This is a genomic window from Cognatazoarcus halotolerans (assembly GCF_009800965.1).
Taxonomy (GTDB): domain Bacteria; phylum Pseudomonadota; class Gammaproteobacteria; order Burkholderiales; family Rhodocyclaceae; genus Cognatazoarcus; species Cognatazoarcus halotolerans.
Genome location: NZ_WUAF01000001.1, coordinates 528,323 through 546,159, shown reverse-complemented (window position 1 = coordinate 546,159; position 17,837 = coordinate 528,323). Strand labels below are relative to the sequence as shown.

Sequence of the window (17,837 nt, the reverse complement as noted above, 5' to 3'; positions counted from 1 at the left end):
GACGGGTTCCCATACTTTCTTTCCCTCCCTCTCCCAAGAGGAATTCACGGCGCCTGCGGGCGCCGTCTTTTTTGTGCGGGTACGTCGGGTTGGTGCGGGGAGAAAATCGGTGCGAAGGGCTTGCCGCCCGCCTGCCCTGAGTGCCGAAGGCGGTGCGTCCGTGTGAGCTCATGCACCAGCAACGAGCCGGCGCTTCAATCCGGTGCGGGCTGTGCGCTCCAGGTCACTCAGAATTCCATCTCGAGCTCTTCGATGTCATCGGATTCGAGCCTCGCGGCGGCCACCCATTCCTGCATCGCCGGCATCGCCATGATGGTCTTGCAGTACTCGGTACAGGCTTCGTCCAGGGCGATGTCGTAGGTCAGGAAGCGGGTCACGACCGGTGCGTACATGGCATCAGCGAGGGTTGGTTCGCTCCCGAAGAGGTAGGGGCCGCCGTGGCGCGACAGGCAGTCCTGCCAGATTTCCAGGATGCGGTCGATGTCTCCCCGGGCGCGTGACCACACCGTGAAGTTTGGGAAACGTGCCTTGATATTCATCGGCAGGGCAGACCGAAGCGCACTGAAGCCGGAATGCATCTCGCCGCAGATCGAGCGGCAGTGCGCCCGTGCGGCCGGGTCGGCAGGCAGCAGGCCGGCCTTCGGCTTGATCTCGTTCAGGTACTCGCCGATCGCCAGGGTGTCCCAGACTTCGATCTTGCCGTGGCTGAGTCGGGGAACGCGGACCGAAGGCGCCAGCAGAAGAAGCTCCGCCCGCGTCCCCGGCGTATCGAGTTCGACGAGTTCTTCCTTGAAGTCCAGCCCGGCCATCCGGGTGATCAGCCAGCCGCGAAGCGACCAGGATGAATAGTTCTTGCTGCTGATGCTGAGCGTTGCGGATGGCATCGTTTCGGTCTCCACGCGGGATGGGCTGGTCGGCGCTTGTCCGATCTTGAAAAGCAATACATGTGCCAGACGTCGGCAAGCCATCGGCATGCAAGTTGCTTCGCTCAGGATCCCCGCGTACCGAGTCAGCCGACATGCTTCCCTTCAGTACCGCACTTCATTACCAGGCCTACCAGGCGGTGGCCGACCTGAATTCGCCCGCGCGCACCGTGGCGCGCCACCTCGCACCTTGGCTGCACTATGGCCTTTCCTGGTTTCCGGAGAGCCGCTCCCTGCGCCGTGCTGCGGCTGCATGCGAAGTGGTCGCGCTGTCGGGGCTGACCCACGAGCGGCCACCGTTCGGTATCGAACGGGTCGAGACCGACGAGGGGGGCTGCGCGGTGCTCGAAGAGCCGGTTTTTTCGACCCCGTTCTGCACATTGCAACGATTTCGCAAGAACCCCACGGTCGACGGGGAGCCGAAGGTTCTGCTCGTCGCTCCGGTTTCGGGGCATTTTGCGACCCTGCTGCGCGGTACGGTCCAGACCCTGCTGCGCGATCACGATGTCTACGTGACCGACTGGCACAACATTCGCGACGTGCCGGTGACCGCCGGGCGTTTCGATCTCGACAGCTTCATCGAGCACATCATCCACTTTGTCGACCATCTCGGTCCGCATACCCACCTGGTGGCGGTATGCCAGCCGACCGTACCGACCCTGGCGGCCGTCGCGGTCATGGCCGAGGAGCGACATCCCCATCAGCCGCGCAGCATGACCCTGATGGCCGGACCGATTGATTGTCGCGTCAATCCGACCGAGGTCAACCGTCTCGCCACCGGCAAGCCGATCGCGTGGTTCGAGAAGAACCTGATCGGTACCGTGCCGCTGCGCTACCGAGGGGCCATGCGGAGGGTCTATCCGGGCTTCCTGCAGATCTCGGCCTTCATGAGCATGAACAAGGAGCGCCACTCCGATGCATTCAGGAAGATGTACCGGCACTATTCCGACGGTGAGGCGCAGCGGGCCAACGAGATCAAGATCTTCTATGACGAATACCTCGCAATGATGGACCTGCCTGCCGAGTTCTATCTGCAGACGGTGCGCTCGGTCTTCCAGGACTACGATCTTCCGCTCGGCCGGCTGACCTATCGGGGGCGTCCAGTGCGTCCCGAGACAATCCGTCGCACCGCGCTGTTCACGGTTGAAGGCGAGCGCGACGATATCTGTTCGATCGGTCAGACGCTGGCCGCGCATGATCTCTGCAGCAAGCTGGCGCCGTATCGCAAGCAGCACCACCTCCAGTCCGCGGTTGGGCACTATGGGGTGTTCAACGGCAAGCGCTGGGAGCGGCAGATCTATCCACGCATCCGCGATTTCATCCACTCGTTCGACGAGTAGGCACCGGCCGGTTGTCAGGCGGCCGGCCTCGTGCGTCGTTTCATGGGCAGGGCTGCGCGCAGCGTGGCAGTGAGCTGGGTTTCATTGCGGCTCCACCAGATGCCGAGGTAGATGATTGTGAGCCCAATCGCTGACAGCGCGATCGGGAACAGCCATGAATCGCGGAAGTAGTGGTAGGAAAGATCACCGAGCACGAGTGCCACGCCGAGGGCGCCAAACACCGTGAAGCTGCGCCGTCCGATCAGCGCGCCGGCAAGGATCAGCCCGACGTTGATGAGCAGATAAACGAGTTTGCCGCTCAGCGAGCCCGAATCGAGGGCGGTGAGGCCGCCCCAGAAGGCCAGCAGGCCGAACAGGTACAGCCAGAAGGCGTAGTCGCGCGGCGAACGGCTGCGGATTTCCACGAGTGCCGCGAGCATGATCATCACCGCGCCGAAGCTCACCGAGAACCACTTGCGGAAGGTCCACGCCGCGTCGCTCCACTGAGCTGTCGTATCCGGCGCGATGACGAGCATGGCCAGATCCATGCTCATGTACCACAGCGTGACGGCGATCGGCATCACCAGGAAGGGCGCGCGCCAGCGCCACAGCATCAGGGCGCCGGCCACGAGGGTGACCAGCTCGAGCGTGGTCCAGCGCCAGTCGATGAAGCTGTGGTACTGACGATAATGTTCGGCATGCGGGACGTCGGCCCACAGGCCCAGACTGTGCTGCAGGCCCCATGCCGCGAGCGGCACGAGCACTAGCGCGAAGGTTGCCATGATGCCGCTGGGAAGGGGCTCGCCCTGTCGTTCGAAACGTGCGGCGAGCTTCCAGCCGATGGCGAAGTAGAGCAGGGCGATGAAGAACACACCGGCACCGCCGAATTGCTCCCAGCCAAGGGTCATGAAGATCGACATGGCGCCGATCGCAAGCATGCCGCCGAGGTAGTGGAGCGCGCTGGTGAGCGAGAAACCGCCCTGTGCAGCAGGCCTTGCCGCTGCGCGTTCGAGCAGGAAGGACCAGAGGGCGTGTGCCTGGTCGATGCTGATCAGACCGGTGCGGGCGGCTTCGTCCAGGTCGTGTCTTTGAATGAGCGGCATCGTCGTGCCCCTTGCAGGAATGCAGTGGGAGACATCCTCCGCCTGATCGGGCGCCGGGTCACGCGGCGCGCGCGCGGTACGACGGTATCGGCCGGCGGGTAGCCTCGCCCGATACCGTCAGCGACGAAGCAGGCGCCTGAGCCAGGTGGTGGAGCGGGAGGGGGCGCGTGAGGCCGGCTCGTCGGTGGCGCCGCCGGGAGGCGGCTGCAGCAGCGCCGGAGCGGTCGGGTCGATCGACTCGGTCGAGGCCGGGGCAGGTGCAGGCATCGGTCGAGCAGGGCGGGCGAGGACGCGCTCCAGCCGGTTGAGCTGGAAGGTGAGCTCGGCACCATAGAGCATGATCAGCGAGACGTAGTAGACCCAGATCAGGATCATCGCCAGCGAGCCCGCCGCGCCGTAGGTACTGGCGATACTACTGCGGCCCAGGTAGACGCCCAGCGCCCATTTGCCGAACTCGAACAACACCGCAGTGGTCACCGCGCCGAACATCAACGCCCGGCGGCTCAAGGGCGTTGGCACCAGAACCTTGTAGATGATCGCGATCATGCTGCTCTGCAGGAACAGCGTGATCCCGACCTGCAGCAGCGATGCCAGCCACAACAGGGCTTCCACACCGCGCGTGGCATATTGGCTGAAGGCGAGTATGGCTGCGCTGGCGACCAGCGAAATCATCAACAGGAAGCCCACGCCGATCACCACGGTGAGGCCGCGCAAGCGACCCACCAGCTGCGTCATCCAGGCGCTGCGCCCGCGGCTCGGGCGGCCGAAAATGGCCTCGAAGGCATGGCCCAGCTGCATGAACAGGCCGGTCGCGCCGAGCAGCATGGCAGCGGTGCCGACCAATGTCGCGACAACCCCTTCGCCCGACGCGTAGCTGGCCGAGATCATGCGTTCGATCAGGCTTGCGCCATCGTTGCCGATGAGCGCCGCGAGTTCACCGACGATACGGCCGTTGGCCGCTTCGCGACCAAAGATCAGGCCAGCTACCGAGACTGCGATGACCAGCACCGGGGCCAGCGAGAAGGCGGAGTAATAGGCCAGCGCCGCGGCGAAGGTGGTGCAGCGGTCGTCCGCCCATTTGCGGGCCGCACGGTAGGGAACGAGCAGGTAGCGGAGGACGGTCTTGAGTGAGGTCACGGCGTCTGCTTGTGGCGTGTGGTAGGAGTGTGATGCTCCGGTGCGACGGAGCAGGCCTTACTTTAACCGATGTGGCCTGCATGATTCGCCTGCAGTCCCATCACCATTGCAACAATTGGGTACATTTGGAAAACAGTTGCGCAAACATGCACTGCGACACTCGCTACCCTAGAACAAGCGGCCGCTGCGCCCGGCGCCGGACCCACAGGGTAAGCCCGGGATGACCTGCCGGCCGGCGTCCGGCGCATGCCGGATGGCCGGAAAAGAAACAGACAGGATCAAACGAGGAGGAATCGGTAATGGCTGACTCACGTGCGCCGGCTGCGTCCGGCGCAGGGCTCGACACCTTTCCGAGATTGCTGATGCAGCATGCCCGGGTTCGCCCGACGCGGCCGGCAATGCGCGAGAAGGAGTACGGAATCTGGCAGACGTACTCCTGGGCAGAGGTTGCCGGCAACGTCCGGGCGATCGCCTGCGGCCTCGCCGAACTCGGCTTCAAGCGTGGCGATCGTCTCGCCATCATCGGTGACAACCGTCCCCGGCTGTACTGGTCGGTGGCTGCCTGTCAGTGCCTCGGTGGCATCCCCGTGATGCTTTACCAGGACGCGGTCGCGCAGGAGATGGCCTACGTCCTGCAGGATGCCGAGATCCGCTTCGCGGTGGTCGAAGACCAGGAGCAGGTCGACAAGATGATCGAGATCCGGGGCGAGGTGCCCTTTCTCGAGCATGTGATCTACGACGATGCACGCGGCATGCGGCACTACACCGAGACCTTCATCAAGGGCCTCGACGAGGTGCAGGAGATGGGGCGCATCCACGATCGCAACCACGGCGACTTCCTTGACGCCGAGATCGCCAAGGGCGCCGGCGACGACATCTCGGTGATGTTGTATACCTCTGGTACTACCGGCAAACCCAAGGGCGTGTGCCAGACGCACACTGCCTTCATCTCAGCCGCGCGCGGCGGCGTGGAGTTCGACCGCCTGACCGATCAGGAAGACATCCTTTCCTACCTGCCGATGGCGTGGGTGGGCGATCACCTGTTTTCGTTCGCGCAGGCGATGGTCGCGGGTTTCACGATCAATTGCCCGGAGTCGGGCGAGACGGTGATGAACGATTTGCGGGAGATCGGCCCGACCTATTACTTCGCGCCTCCGCGAGTGTTCGAGAACCTGCTCACCCAGGTGATGATCCGCATGGAGGACGCGGGCTGGCTCAAGCGCACCCTCTTTCACAAGTACCTCGAAGTGGCGCGGCGCTGCGGCGCGGACATTCTCGACGGCAAGTCCGTGTCGGCTGGCGATCGCCTGCAGTACTGGCTTGGCAACCTGCTGGTGTACGGGCCGCTCAAGAACGTGCTCGGCATGAGCCGCATCCGTGTGGCCTATACCGCGGGTGCCGCGATCGGTCCGGACCTCTTCAAGTTCTATCGCTCGATCGGGGTGAACCTCAAGCAGCTCTATGGCCAGACCGAGACCTGCGCCTATGTGTGCCTGCAGCCGGATGGCCAGATCAAGCTCGATTCGGTCGGCGTGCCGGCCCCCTACGTCGAGGTCAAGCTAGCAGACAACGGCGAGATCCTAGTCAAGGGCCCGATGTTGCTCAAGGCCTATTACAAGCGTCCCGACGCCACCGCCGAGTCGCTCAACGCCGACGGCTACTTCATGACCGGCGACGCGGGGTTCTTCGACGACGACGGCCATCTGCTGATCATCGATCGTGCCAAGGACGTGGGCAAGCTCACCGACGAGTCAATGTTCGCGCCCAACTATATCGAGAACAAGATCAAGTTCTTCCAGCACATCAAGGAAGCGGTGGTGTTCGGCAATGGTAGGGATTTCGTCACCGCCTTCATCAACATCGACCTCGAGGCCGTCGGCAACTGGGCCGAGCGCAAGGGCATGTCGTATTCGGGCTATACCGATCTCGCCTGCCAGGATGCGGTGTATGAGCTGATTCGGGAGTGTCTCGAGAAGGTCAATGCGGATCTCGCCGCCGATGCCCGCATGAGCGGTTCGCAGATCAAGCGCTTCCTCGTCCTGCACAAGGAACTCGACGCCGACGACGGTGAGCTGACCCGTACCCGCAAGGTGCGGCGCAATTTCATCGCCGAACGTTATGGCGTGCTGATCGACGCGATGTACGCGGGCAAGTCGAACTGCCACATCGAAACCCAGGTGAAGTATGAGGACGGGCGGGAAGGCCGGATCGCCGCCGATCTGCGCATCGCGGACGTCAAGACCTTTGCGCCGCAAGCCGCGCAAAAGGCGGCCTGAGGAGAATGGAAATGATCGTGAATGAATTGGCCGTGGGGGCGCAAGGGCAGAGCCCCGCAGGGGGCCGCCCGATCGGGGAGGTGATCCTCGACCTGCAGAACATCTCGCTGTCATTCGGCGGGGTGAAGGCGCTCACCGACATCAGCTTCAACGTTCGCAAGGGCGAGATCCGCTCCATCATCGGCCCGAACGGAGCGGGCAAGAGTTCGATGCTGAACGTGATCAACGGTGTCTACCATCCGCAGCAGGGCTCCGTGATCTTCCACGGCGAGAAGCGCCGCGACATGGACCCCCACAAGGCGGCAGCCCAGGGCATCGCCCGCACCTTCCAGAACATCGCTTTGTTCAAGGGGATGAGCGTGCTCGACAACATCATGACCGGGCGCATCCTCAAGATGAAGACCAACCTGCTGCAGCACGCGCTGTTCTGGGGGGCCGCGCAGCGCGAGGAGATCGAGCACCGCAAGAAGGTGGAGGAAGTGATCGACTTCCTCGAGATCCAGAGCATCCGCAAGACCCCGGTCGGGCGTCTTCCGTATGGCTTGCAGAAGCGCGTGGAACTCGGACGGGCACTGGCCGCGGAGCCGTCCATGCTGCTGCTCGACGAGCCGATGGCCGGCATGAACGTCGAGGAAAAGCAGGATATGAGCCGCTTCATCCTCGACGTCAATGACCAGTTCGGCACCACCATCGTGCTCATCGAGCACGACATGGGCGTGGTGATGGACATCTCGGACCGCGTGGTGGTGCTCGACTACGGCAAGAAGATCGGTGACGGCACGCCCGAAGAAGTCATGGCCAACCCAGACGTGATTGCCGCCTATCTCGGCACCAGCCACTGAGCCGGTCGACAAGGACAAGAGGAGACAACAATGCATTTCTTTCTCGAAGTGCTGATCGGCGGGCTGCTCTCCGGGGTGCTGTATGCCCTGGTTGCGCTGGGTTTCGTGCTGATCTTCAAGGCATCGGGTGTGTTCAACTTTGCGCAGGGGGCGATGGTGTTCTTCGCCGCGCTGACCTTCGTTGGTTTCCAGGAAGTGCTGCCCGGCTGGACCGGTCTGGAAGAGGGCGGTAGCGCAGTGTTCTGGCTGGCTTTCGCGCTGGCGCTGATATCGATGATCGTGCTCGGCGTTCTCACCGAAAAGATCGTGCTGCGTCCGCTGGTGAACCAGCCGCATATCACCCTGTTCATGGCCACCATCGGCCTGTCCTACCTCATCGAGGGCATTGCCCAGGGGGTCTGGGGGGCAAACGTTCGCGGCCTCGATCTGGGTATCGAGGACGTACCGGTCGAGTGGTTGATGGAAAGCAGCAACATCCTGGTGTCGAAGTTCGACGTAGTCGCTGCCGGAATCGCCGGGGTGTTGGTGGCGTCGCTGGCCCTGCTGTTCCAGTACACCAAGATCGGGCGGGCGCTGCGCGCAGTGGCGGACGATCACCAGGCGGCCCTCTCGATCGGCATTCCGCTGCGGCACATCTGGGTCATCGTGTGGGGTGTGGCGGGTTTCGTCGCGCTGATCGCCGGCATGATCTGGGGCGCGCGCAATGGCGTGCAGTTCGCGCTGACCTATACCGCGCTCAAGGCCTTGCCCGTGCTGATCCTCGGCGGCTTCACCTCGGTACCCGGGGCGATCGTCGGCGGCCTGATCATCGGCGCCTCCGAAAAGCTTGCGGAGGTCTATATCGGCCCCTTCGTCGGCGGCGGCATCGAGTCGTGGTTCCCGTATGTGCTCGCGCTGGTCTTCCTGCTGGTGCGCCCGGAAGGGCTCTTCGGAGAGAAGCACATTGACCGCGTGTAACGCAGTCACCCCATCCCTTACCCCTCACGCCTCATCGGGCGACGAAGGAGCGACTGATGTTTTATCGTGAAGCCGGCCAGTTCAAGGCCAGTTACCAGGCGGACCAGCAGATCTTCCCGATCCGCCAGGACAAGATCGCGGTCTGGGCCCTGGTCCTGTTCTTTGCCGCCGTGGTCCCGGTCATCGCAGACCAGTACTGGCTCAAGGCCATCCTCATCCCGGTCCTGATCTTCTCGCTGGCGGCGCTGGGCCTCAACATCCTCACCGGTTATGCCGGCCAGCTGTCCCTGGGGTCCGCGGCCTTCATGGCGGTGGGAGCCTTCGGTGCGTACAACTTCATGCTTCGCATCGACGGCATGCCCTTCCTTGTCGCGATCGTCCTGGGCGGGCTGTGTGCGGCTGCGGTGGGGGTCCTGTTCGGGCTGCCAAGCCTGCGAATAAAGGGCTTCTACCTGGCGGTTGCGACGCTGGCCGCACAGTTCTTCATCGTCTGGGCGCTGGTCAAGTTTCCGTGGTTCTCGAACTATTCGTCCTCGGGCGTGATTTCGACCCAGGAGATCAACATCCTCGGTTTCGCGTTCGATGGCCCGACCTCGAAATACATGCTCACGCTGGCGGTGGTGGTGATCCTTGCCCTCGCCGCGAAGAACATGGTGCGCAGCAGTACCGGCCGCGCCTGGATGGCGGTGCGCGATATGGACGTGGCCGCCGAAGTGATCGGCATTCGTCCGATGCGTACCAAGCTGATCGCCTTCGCGGTGTCGTCGTTCTATTGCGGTGTGGCCGGCGCGCTCTACGCCTATACCTACCTCGGGACGGTCGAGCCGGAGGGCTTCAACCTCGATCTGTCGTTCAAGATCCTGTTCATGATCATCATCGGCGGCACCGGGTCGATCATGGGCTCCTTTCTCGGCGCGGCCTTCATCGTGCTGTTGCCGATCCTGCTCGACAACTTCGTGCCGTCGCTGCTCGGCGACCTGGTGTCGGCGAGCTTCGTTTCGAACTTCCAGCTCATCGTCTTCGGCGCAATGATCATCTTCTTCCTGATCGTCGAGCCACACGGTCTGGCACGGCTGTGGCAGATCGGCAAGGAAAAGCTGCGTCTGTGGCCTTTCCCGCACTAGCATGAAGTCCGCTGCCCCCTGCCGCAGGGCCGGTCGGGCAGCGAGCGACATAAGAAGCAGCACCACACACAAGAGGAGGCTTTACATGAAACTCAAGAAAACCGTTCTTCTGGGCGCCACCATCGCAGGGCTGCTGGCAGGCAGCTACGCGAGCGCCGCCGAGCAGTTCATCGGCCTGCCGAGCTATCGCGTCGGCCCCTACGCCGCGGGCGGTTCCGCCCTGTTCGGCGCGTGGATCGACTACATGCAGATGATCAACGAGCGTGACGGCGGCGTAGGCGGCGTGAAGCTCGTGTGGGAAGAATGCGAGACCGAGTACAACAATGCCCGAGGCGTGGAATGCTACGAGCGCCTCAAGAACAAGGGCGAGACCGGTAACTCGGTGTTCCAGCCGATCTCCACCGGCATCACCTATTCGGTGCTCGAGAAGGTCGCGCAGGACAAGATCCCGATGGTCACCATCGGCTATGGCCGCACCGATGCGGCCGACGGCCGGGTCTTCCCGTGGGTCTTCCCGATGGTCACCACCTACTGGTCGCAGGCGTCCGGCATCGTGAACTACATCGGCATGAAAGAAGGCGGGATGGACAAGCTCAAGGGCAAGAAGATCGGCTTGCTCTATCACGATTCGGCCTACGGCAAGGAGTCGCACGCGATCATGGACAAGCTGGCTGCGAAGCACGGCTTCGAAGTGATCAAGATCCCGGTCGCCCACCCGGGTAACGAGCAGCAGTCGCAGTGGCTGCAGATCCGCCAGGCCAGGCCCGACTACGTGATCCTGTGGGGCTGGGGCGTGATGAACCCGACCGCGCTCAAGTCCGCAGCGAAGACCGGATATCCGCGCGAGAAGATGATCGGTGTGTGGTGGTCCGGCGCGGAGGAGGACACCATTCCCGCCGGCAGCGCCGCCAAGGGCTTCACCGCCGCTGGCTTCAACGTCGCCGGCACCAACTACCCGCTGATCAAGGACATCGAGAAGTACGTGTATGCCAAGGGCAAGGGCAACATGGAGGACAAGTCGCGCGTCGGTGGTGTGTACTACAACCGTGGCGTGGTGAGCGGCATCATCACCGTCGAGGCGATCCGCAAGGCCCAGGAGAAGTTCGGCAAGGGCAAGGCGCTGACCGGCGAGCAGATGCGCTGGGGCTTCGAGCATCTCGACATGGATGCCAAGCATCTGGCCTCGATCGGTGCCACCGGCTTCATGCCCGAGATGAAGATCTCCTGTCTCGACCACGAGGGTTCCGGCAAGGTCAAGTTCCAGCAGTGGGATGGCAGCAAGTGGAAGGTGCTGACCGACTGGGTCGATTCCGACAAACCGCTGGTGCGCGACATGATCGAGGAGTCGGCCGCCGCGTATGCCAAGGAAAAAGGCATCACGCCGCGCGACTGCAGCAAGGAAATGTAAGCAGCTTCAGGCAGGCGGGACGCCTTCGGGCGTGCTCGCCGGGCCTTCCCCGCCGGCGGGGAAGGTCGGTGCAGGGCGGCGCGCCCGTCTTGCACCGACCCTCTCTCGATGCGCCCGGGGAGGTGAGAGGCAAGACACTCGGTGGAAGACACAAATGAATACGACCCCCACTTCCGCGGCAACGACCGCGAGCTCAGCAGCGCCTTATCTGAGCGTCAACAACGTCGAGGTGATTTACGATCACGTCATCCTGGTGCTCAAGGGCGTGTCCCTGCAGGTACCGAAAGGCGGCATCGTGGCGCTGCTCGGTGCCAATGGCGCGGGCAAGTCGACGACGCTCAAGTCGATATCGAACCTGCTTCGTGCCGAGCGTGGTGACGTCACCAAGGGCAGTATCGAGTTCAAGGGCGCACGCATCGACCAGATGACCCCCAACGACCTGGTCAAGCGCGGCGTCATCCAGGTGATGGAGGGGCGGCACTGCTTCGGCCATCTCACCATCGAAGAAAACCTGCTGACCGGCGCCTATACGCGTACCAGCTCGCGTGCCGAGATCAAGCGCTCGCTCGACATGGTGTACACCTATTTCTCCCGGTTGAAGACCCGCCGCACCTCGCAGGCCGGCTATACCTCGGGTGGCGAACAGCAGATGTGTGCAATTGGTCGGGCCATCATGGCCAACCCCGAAATGGTGCTGCTCGACGAGCCGTCGATGGGTCTCGCCCCGCAGATCGTCGAGGAGATCTTCGAGATCGTGAAGGACCTCAACAGCAAGGAGCAGGTGAGTTTCCTGCTGGCCGAGCAGAACACCATGGTGGCGCTGCGTTATGCCGATTTCGGTTACATCCTCGAAAACGGCCGCATCGTCATGGAGGGCGAGGCCAGCGAGCTTGCCACCAACGAGGACGTCAAGGAGTTCTACCTCGGGCTGGGTGGCGAGGGTCGCAAGAGTTTCCGCGAAGTGAAGCATTACCGCCGCCGCAAGCGGTGGCTGTCCTGATCAATCGAGCCGCGTGCGCTTGTCACGCTTTCAGCCAAGTCAACCGACCGGACTGCTTCGACCATGAATTTCTACGACGCGCGAGAAACACGTGACCCGATGGAGCGGGAGCAGGATCTGCTCGCCCGCCTGCCGGCCCAGATCGCCCATGCCAAGGCCCGTGCGTCGGCTTTTGCCGAGCGTTTCAAGGACGTGGATCCGGCCAGCATCACGAGCCGCGAGGCGCTTGCCACGCTGCCGGTGACCCGCAAGTCCGAGCTCCTGGAGTTGCAGAAGGCGGCTCGACCGTTCGGCGGCTTTGCGACGGTGAATTGGGGGACCGGTTGCGCGCGGGTGTTTGCCTCGCCGGGCCCCCTGTACGAACCCGAAGGGGCTCGTCGCGACTACTGGCGTATGGCGCGTGCGCTCTTTGCCGCCGGCTTTCGACAGGGCGATCTGGTGCACAACACCTTCTCGTATCACTTCACGCCGGCTGGCTCGATGATGGAAACCGCGGCCCATGCGCTGGGTTGTACAGTGTTCCCTGCGGGCGTGGGACAGACCGAGCAGCAGGTCGAGGCGATCGCCGATCTGCGGCCCAGTGCCTACACCGGCACGCCTTCTTTCCTGCGCATCATTCTCGACAAGGCCGAGGAGATGGGCGTGAAGGTGAGCTTCTCCAAAGCCTTTGTTTCGGGTGAAGCCTTCCCGGCCAGCCAGCGCGACGCCCTCGCCGCTCGGGGTATCCAGGCCTTCCAGGCCTACGCGACCGCCGACCTCGGCCTGGTGGCCTACGAGACCGGTGCGCGCGAAGGGCTGATCGTCGACGAGGGCGTGCTGGTCGAGATCGTGCGGCCGGGAACCGGCGATCCGGTTCCGGTCGGCGAAGTCGGTGAAGTCGTTGTCACCAGCCTTAATCCGGACTACCCGTTGATCCGCTTCGGGACAGGAGATCTGTCGGCCGTCCTGCAGGGCATGTCGCCTTGCGGGCGTACCAACACGCGCATCAAGGGCTGGATGGGGCGCGCCGACCAGACCACCAAGGTGAAGGGGATGTTCGTCCATCCCGGCCAGGTGGCGAGTGTGATCCGCCGTCATCCTGAACTCTTGCGCGGCCGGCTGGTAGTGGACAATCCCGGGCTTGCCGATCGCATGACGCTGCATTGTGAGGTCGAGGACGGAAGCGATCTCCTGGCGGACGCCGTGGCTGCTTCGATAAGGGAATTGACCAAGCTGCGCGGCGACGTGAGGTTCTGCCCGAAAGGCAGCCTCGCCAACGACGGCAAGATCATCGACGATATCCGCAAGTACGATTGACCGTGTGTGTGCTTGCCCGCGGGTAACCGGCGCTTTCCTGCCGGCCCCGCTTTTTTTTGTGCCGCCGGCTTCCGGTCCGGTTGGCATGGCCCGGCAACGGGCGTTCCGAGTGGTGGTGGATTCGCCAGAAAACAGGCCTGAACGGATCGAACACGTAGGCGCCGGGCGAAAGCCGCGGTAGCCTTGCCGGATCATGCAGACCGTTCTCCTGCTCCTTCCGGATTTCACGCTCATTCTGATCGGCGCCGCGCTACGCCGCCACGGCGGCTTTGGCGATGCATTCTGGGCCGGGCTCGAGAGGCTGGTGTACTTCGTACTGTTTCCGGCCCTGCTGTTCAGCGCCCTGGCGCGTGCGCAACTGGATTTCGGCGAGACCGGGCCATTGGTTGCGGCGGGCCTGCTGTCGATGTTTGCCGGCTTCGTGCTGGTGTTCCTGGCGAGGCCGTGGATGGGGTTGAGCCCGCTCGCTTTTGCGTCACGCCTGCAGTGCGCCTATCGCTTCAACACCTACATCGGGATCGCGGTCGCGGGCAAGGTGCACGGCGTGCTTGGCGTGGCGACGATGGGGACGCTTTGCGGCGCAATGGTTCCGTTCGCAAACATCGCCGCGGTCGCGATGATTGCGCGCCATGGCCAGGGCCGGCTGTGGCGCGAGCTGTCCCGCAATCCGCTGCTTCTGGCAACACTTGCGGGGTTGCTCTTCAATCTCGCTGGCCTTGCGCTGCCGGTACCGGTCGGCGACCTTCTCAAGCGTCTTTCCGACGCCTCGATTGCGCTCGGCCTGCTGGCAGTCGGGGCTGCCTTGAGAGCGGGGTCTGCGGGCGGCCACCCGCTCGGTTCGGTGTGGATCGTCGCGGTCAAGCTGCTGCTGCTTCCCGCGGTGGCATGGCTGCTCGCCGACCGTTTCGGCATCGCCGGCGTGCCGCGCGATGTGTTGGTGATCTTTGCCGCCCTGCCCAGCGCGTCGTCGGCCTACATCCTGGCGATCCGCATGGGCGGTGATGGTCGCGGTGTGGCGTGGCTGATCTCGGCAACCACGTTGCTGGCGCTCTTTACCCTCACCACGTGGGTATGGTTGCTGGGCGCTGCGTGAACACCGCCCGTCAGCTCACTTGGCCTGGGTGTTCGCCCGACCGGACTGGGCGGCGCCGCCGGCGGAAGCCGCTGCGGCAGCGACGTTTGCCTGTCCCTGCTGCATCAGATTCCAGGGCCACATCGAGCTCGCAAACGGGTTGGCACCACCTTCCGCCGTGTCGCCCTTGGCAACCTGACTCATCGCCTGTACCGCGGCAATCGTGGCGCGCTGCATCTCGAGACCCTGGGTCGTCATCTGCAACATGTTGAGGTTCATCTTCAACCAGCCCTCGACTGCCTTCATGTCGGCGATGCGCTTGTCGAGTTCGTCGACGTCGACCGTCGGGGTGACCATGCCGGGCAGCGAGAACCCCATGTTGCTCCACATCCCGCGCATGAATTCGAGAGGGTCCTGCGGGCTGTTTTCCTGACTCATGTCTTTCTCCTCGGGATGATCGTTCTAATACTTCGCGATGGTAACCGATCGGTATCGTTCGTGGGAGCGACAGCGGTATTTGTCGGTCATTCGACATCTTCCGGCGCGTTGATCTGTCGTTGCAGCAGGGCGCGCAGCTTGGCCGGACGGACCGGTTTGTGGAGCAGCGCGATCTTGTGGGCCTGCGCCAGCTGCAGCGTTGCCGCACCGGTGTCGCCGGTAATCAGGATTGCCGGAAGGTCCTCGCCGAAGCGACGGCGCATCGCGTGAATCACCTCGATCCCGTTGTAGCTTCCGCGGAGGCGGAAATCCGAGACCAGCGCACGGGGCGTCACGCTGTCGAGTGCAAGATCCATCTGCAGGCGTTCGAGGCTTTCGGCTGCCACCACGTTGCAGCCCCAGGAGCTCAGCAGGCTGTTGAGGCTGGACAGTGCAAGCTGGTCATCGTCGACGGCGGCAATCGTGAGCCCTGCGAGACTTCCCGGGATCCGCGGCGACTCTTCGGTCGCCCGCTCCTCCTGCGGTTCGCTGCGGGGCAACTCGACCGTGAACATCGAACCGCGGCCGTGCGCGGAGCGCAGCGATAGCGGGTGCCCGAGCAATTCCGTCAGGCGCCGCACGATGGCCAGCCCCAGTCCGAGGCCTTTGTGGCGGGCGCGTTCCGGATTGTCGAGCTGGACGAACTCCTGAAAGATGATCTCCTGGGCATCGCGGGGAATCCCCATGCCGCTGTCCCTTACCTCGATACGCAGATGGTCTCCGCTTCGTCTGCACGCCAGCATCACGGTACCGCGGGCGGTATATCGAAGCGCATTGCTGAGAAGGTTGAGCAGGATCCTTTCGAGCAGGGTCGGGTCACTGAGCGCCCACGCCGTGGTCGGCCGGATGCGCAAACGCAAACCCCGGTCGTCCGCCACCGGCCTGAAGTCGGCGGCGAGCCGGTCGAAGACGCCCTGAACCGCGAAAGGCCGGATTTCCGGCTGCAATACACCGGCGTCGAGTTTGGAGATGTCCAGCAGACTGTCGAGGAGATTTTCCATCGCTTCGGCCGAGGCTGCGATCTGTCGGACCAGACGGCGGGTTTCAGGCGGGTGGTTCCGGCTGGACAGTTCGGATATGAACAGCACCAGTGCATGCATCGGCTGACGCAGATCGTGACTTGCCGCAGCAAGGAAGCGCGATTTCGCGAGGTTGGCCCGTTCCGCATCTTCCTTGCGGGTACGCAACTCGGCCGTCGCCTGGGTAACCCTCTGCTCCATCGTGTGGTAGGCCGCCTCAAGCCGCGAGGCCATCTCGTTCACCCCGTCCGCGAGTGCCTGCAGACTGCCACCCCCGGTGTTCTGTACCCGCTCGCTGAATTCGCCGTGGCCGATCCGGGTGACTGCGTCGGCCACTTCGCGGATCGGTCCGCTGACGCTGTGACTCATCTTTCTGGCGAGCAGGATGGCACCTGCGAGGACGACGACGAGTCCGAGAATGCCGTTGCTGAGAAGTTCGGTGCGGCGCTCGGCAAGACGCTCGAGAGAAAAGTCGATGGTGACCCGACCGAGGTCCTTGTCGGCCATTCGCGTCTCCGGCGCAAGGATCTCGGAGAGTTCGTCGTTTACAACCAGCCGGCTGGCGCGGACCGGCTCGCCGATCAGCAGTCTGTTGTCGATCTCGAGCAGATCTGCGCTGCCCGGCTTGTCCAGATGCGCTGCCGAAACCTCACCGCTTGCCGCCAGGAGGTTGCCTTGGCGGTCGGTGATGGTGACACCCCGCACGTCCGCCTCCTGCAGGGCGGCATTGGTGAGCAATTGCAGGATTTCCCGATTCGCCGAGAAGACACCGAATTCGCTGGCCACCGCGAGTTGCCTTGCAAACGCTCGACCCCGTTCGATATGTACCTGCTCTATCTCGCTCAGCCGGGCGCTCGTGAAATAGCCGAGCATGAGGATGGCGAGCACGCACGCGGGCAGGAGCGCGACCAGCATCACACGGGCACCGATCCCCCAGTTTTTCACTGGTGCGCTCCTTCGCCGTCGGCGAGACTGTCCCGGATCCGGTCGGCGTCGTCGAGGTCGATGCCAAGTGATCTTGCAACATGGGGATTCGCGGCGACTTCGAAATAGTGGCATGACTCCGGTGGCGGGAGACGCGAACCTGACAATTGCGCGCTGAGAATCTCCGCCGCCTGAGTGCCGATCTGCCGGGGGGTCGAGTAGACCGCGAGGATCGCGCCGGCCCGGACGTAGGCGGGCGAGAATCCGATGACGGGCGAGCGCTGTCGATACGCGGTGAGCAGGATGTTCTGGATGGTGTAGCTGTTGAAGACCGAGGGATCCGGTGTGGCGATGAGGACTGCGGGCTCGATGAGGAGCTTTTGCAGGGCAGCGTAAAGACCGTCGTCCGACCCCGCTGTTTCGATTGTCGGCAGGAGGCGCTGTTCGAGCGCGGTGGCAGCGAGCTGCCGGGTCAATTCGGAAGAGTTCGGTCCGCTCAGCAAGGCGATCTTGCGCCAGCGCGGCAAGGCCCGACGGATCAGTGCGATTTGCCGGTCGGCCGGTTGGTCGATGAAGATCGCCGAAACCTGGCCGCGTGCCCCGATATCGAGATCGGCGAATGCACTTCGCGGAATGAGCGTGTGAAGCACGGGGCCGCGAAAGCCGCTTCGGGCGACCGCTCCGGCCGCCTGGCTGCCGATGGTGACGACCGCCTGATTGCGCCCGAGCGCAGTCAGATCGCGCCAGTCGAGGGTCGTCGGCTGCAGGCCGGGGACAAGGCGTTGCAGGTTTTTCCGCAAGGCTCGCATGGCTTCGTCATAAGCAGGGGCCGGGTCGCTCAGCACCACCACGGGTGAAATCGCCGCTGGCATCTGTGTGCCCGCGGCCAGGGTCGTACCGACGAAGGCTGTGCAGAGAGCCGCGATCGAGGCGAGGATCCTGCTATGGCTGCGGAGCACC

The 17,837-nt window shown here is 63.7% G+C and carries 15 protein-coding genes; 9 read left to right on the top strand and 6 right to left on the bottom strand.

Annotated elements, in window-relative coordinates:
• Nucleotides 1-227: 227 nt before the first annotated feature.
• Nucleotides 228-884 (bottom strand): glutathione S-transferase family protein, encoded by a 657-nt coding sequence (locus GQB03_RS02590; protein ID WP_159683776.1) that lies wholly within the window; start codon nucleotides 882-884, stop codon nucleotides 228-230.
• A 134-nt stretch (nucleotides 885-1,018) separates the two neighbouring features.
• Between GQB03_RS02590 and GQB03_RS02585 the strand changes: the two genes are divergently transcribed.
• Nucleotides 1,019-2,263, top strand: coding sequence for a polyhydroxyalkanoate depolymerase (locus GQB03_RS02585; RefSeq protein WP_159683773.1), 1,245 nt, complete (start codon nucleotides 1,019-1,021; stop codon nucleotides 2,261-2,263).
• A 14-nt stretch (nucleotides 2,264-2,277) separates the two neighbouring features.
• Here GQB03_RS02585 and GQB03_RS02580 read toward each other — a convergent pair whose 3' ends face one another.
• Together GQB03_RS02580 and GQB03_RS02575 are read right to left on the bottom strand one after the other, a co-directional pair.
• Nucleotides 2,278-3,345 (bottom strand): DUF2157 domain-containing protein, encoded by a 1,068-nt coding sequence (locus GQB03_RS02580; RefSeq protein ID WP_159683770.1) that lies wholly within the window; start codon nucleotides 3,343-3,345, stop codon nucleotides 2,278-2,280.
• A gap of 117 nt (nucleotides 3,346-3,462) precedes the next feature.
• Nucleotides 3,463-4,482 carry a YihY/virulence factor BrkB family protein gene (locus GQB03_RS02575; RefSeq protein WP_159683767.1) on the bottom strand — a complete coding sequence of 340 codons (1,020 nt, stop codon included), beginning with the start codon at nucleotides 4,480-4,482 and terminating at the stop codon, nucleotides 3,463-3,465.
• 299 nt (nucleotides 4,483-4,781) lie between these two features.
• Here GQB03_RS02575 and GQB03_RS02570 point away from each other — a divergent pair, with 299 nt between their 5' ends.
• From GQB03_RS02570 to GQB03_RS02535, 8 genes are all read left to right on the top strand, one after another.
• Nucleotides 4,782-6,758 carry an AMP-dependent synthetase/ligase gene (locus GQB03_RS02570; protein ID WP_159683764.1) on the top strand — a complete coding sequence of 659 codons (1,977 nt, stop codon included), beginning with the start codon at nucleotides 4,782-4,784 and terminating at the stop codon, nucleotides 6,756-6,758.
• A gap of 11 nt (nucleotides 6,759-6,769) precedes the next feature.
• A complete protein-coding gene (locus tag GQB03_RS02565) occupies nucleotides 6,770-7,600 on the top strand; it encodes an ABC transporter ATP-binding protein (protein WP_159683762.1) in 831 nt (276 codons plus the stop codon).
• Between the two features lie 30 nt (nucleotides 7,601-7,630).
• Complete coding sequence (locus tag GQB03_RS02560) at nucleotides 7,631-8,557, top strand: branched-chain amino acid ABC transporter permease (protein WP_159683759.1); 927 nt, start codon at nucleotides 7,631-7,633, stop codon at nucleotides 8,555-8,557.
• Nucleotides 8,558-8,613: 56 nt separating this feature from the next.
• Nucleotides 8,614-9,681: a branched-chain amino acid ABC transporter permease gene (locus GQB03_RS02555; RefSeq protein WP_159683756.1), complete on the top strand. Its 1,068-nt coding sequence runs from the start codon at nucleotides 8,614-8,616 to the stop codon at nucleotides 9,679-9,681.
• An 85-nt stretch (nucleotides 9,682-9,766) separates the two neighbouring features.
• Nucleotides 9,767-11,089, top strand: coding sequence for an ABC transporter substrate-binding protein (locus tag GQB03_RS02550; RefSeq protein WP_159683753.1), 1,323 nt, complete (start codon nucleotides 9,767-9,769; stop codon nucleotides 11,087-11,089).
• 154 nt (nucleotides 11,090-11,243) lie between these two features.
• Entirely contained in the window at nucleotides 11,244-12,089 is an 846-nt protein-coding gene (locus tag GQB03_RS02545) for an ABC transporter ATP-binding protein (protein WP_159683750.1), read from the top strand.
• Nucleotides 12,090-12,152: 63 nt separating this feature from the next.
• Complete coding sequence (locus GQB03_RS02540; RefSeq protein ID WP_159683747.1) at nucleotides 12,153-13,385, top strand: phenylacetate--CoA ligase family protein; 1,233 nt, start codon at nucleotides 12,153-12,155, stop codon at nucleotides 13,383-13,385.
• Between the two features lie 193 nt (nucleotides 13,386-13,578).
• Entirely contained in the window at nucleotides 13,579-14,478 is a 900-nt protein-coding gene (locus GQB03_RS02535) for an AEC family transporter (protein WP_159683744.1), read from the top strand.
• A 15-nt stretch (nucleotides 14,479-14,493) separates the two neighbouring features.
• On the opposite strand, the gene GQB03_RS02530 is transcribed toward GQB03_RS02535, so the two are convergent.
• The 3 genes from GQB03_RS02530 to GQB03_RS02520 form a co-directional block, all read right to left on the bottom strand.
• On the bottom strand, nucleotides 14,494-14,895 hold the full coding sequence (locus tag GQB03_RS02530) for a PhaM family polyhydroxyalkanoate granule multifunctional regulatory protein (protein ID WP_159683741.1): 402 nt from the start codon (nucleotides 14,893-14,895) through the stop codon (nucleotides 14,494-14,496).
• Between the two features lie 86 nt (nucleotides 14,896-14,981).
• Nucleotides 14,982-16,898 carry an ATP-binding protein gene (locus GQB03_RS02525; protein ID WP_327515970.1) on the bottom strand — a complete coding sequence of 639 codons (1,917 nt, stop codon included), beginning with the start codon at nucleotides 16,896-16,898 and terminating at the stop codon, nucleotides 14,982-14,984.
• On the bottom strand, nucleotides 16,895-17,836 hold the full coding sequence (locus GQB03_RS02520) for an ABC transporter substrate-binding protein (protein WP_235026906.1): 942 nt from the start codon (nucleotides 17,834-17,836) through the stop codon (nucleotides 16,895-16,897). The genes GQB03_RS02525 and GQB03_RS02520 overlap by 4 nt, the downstream gene beginning before the upstream one ends.
• Between the last annotated feature and the right edge of the window lies 1 nt (nucleotide 17,837).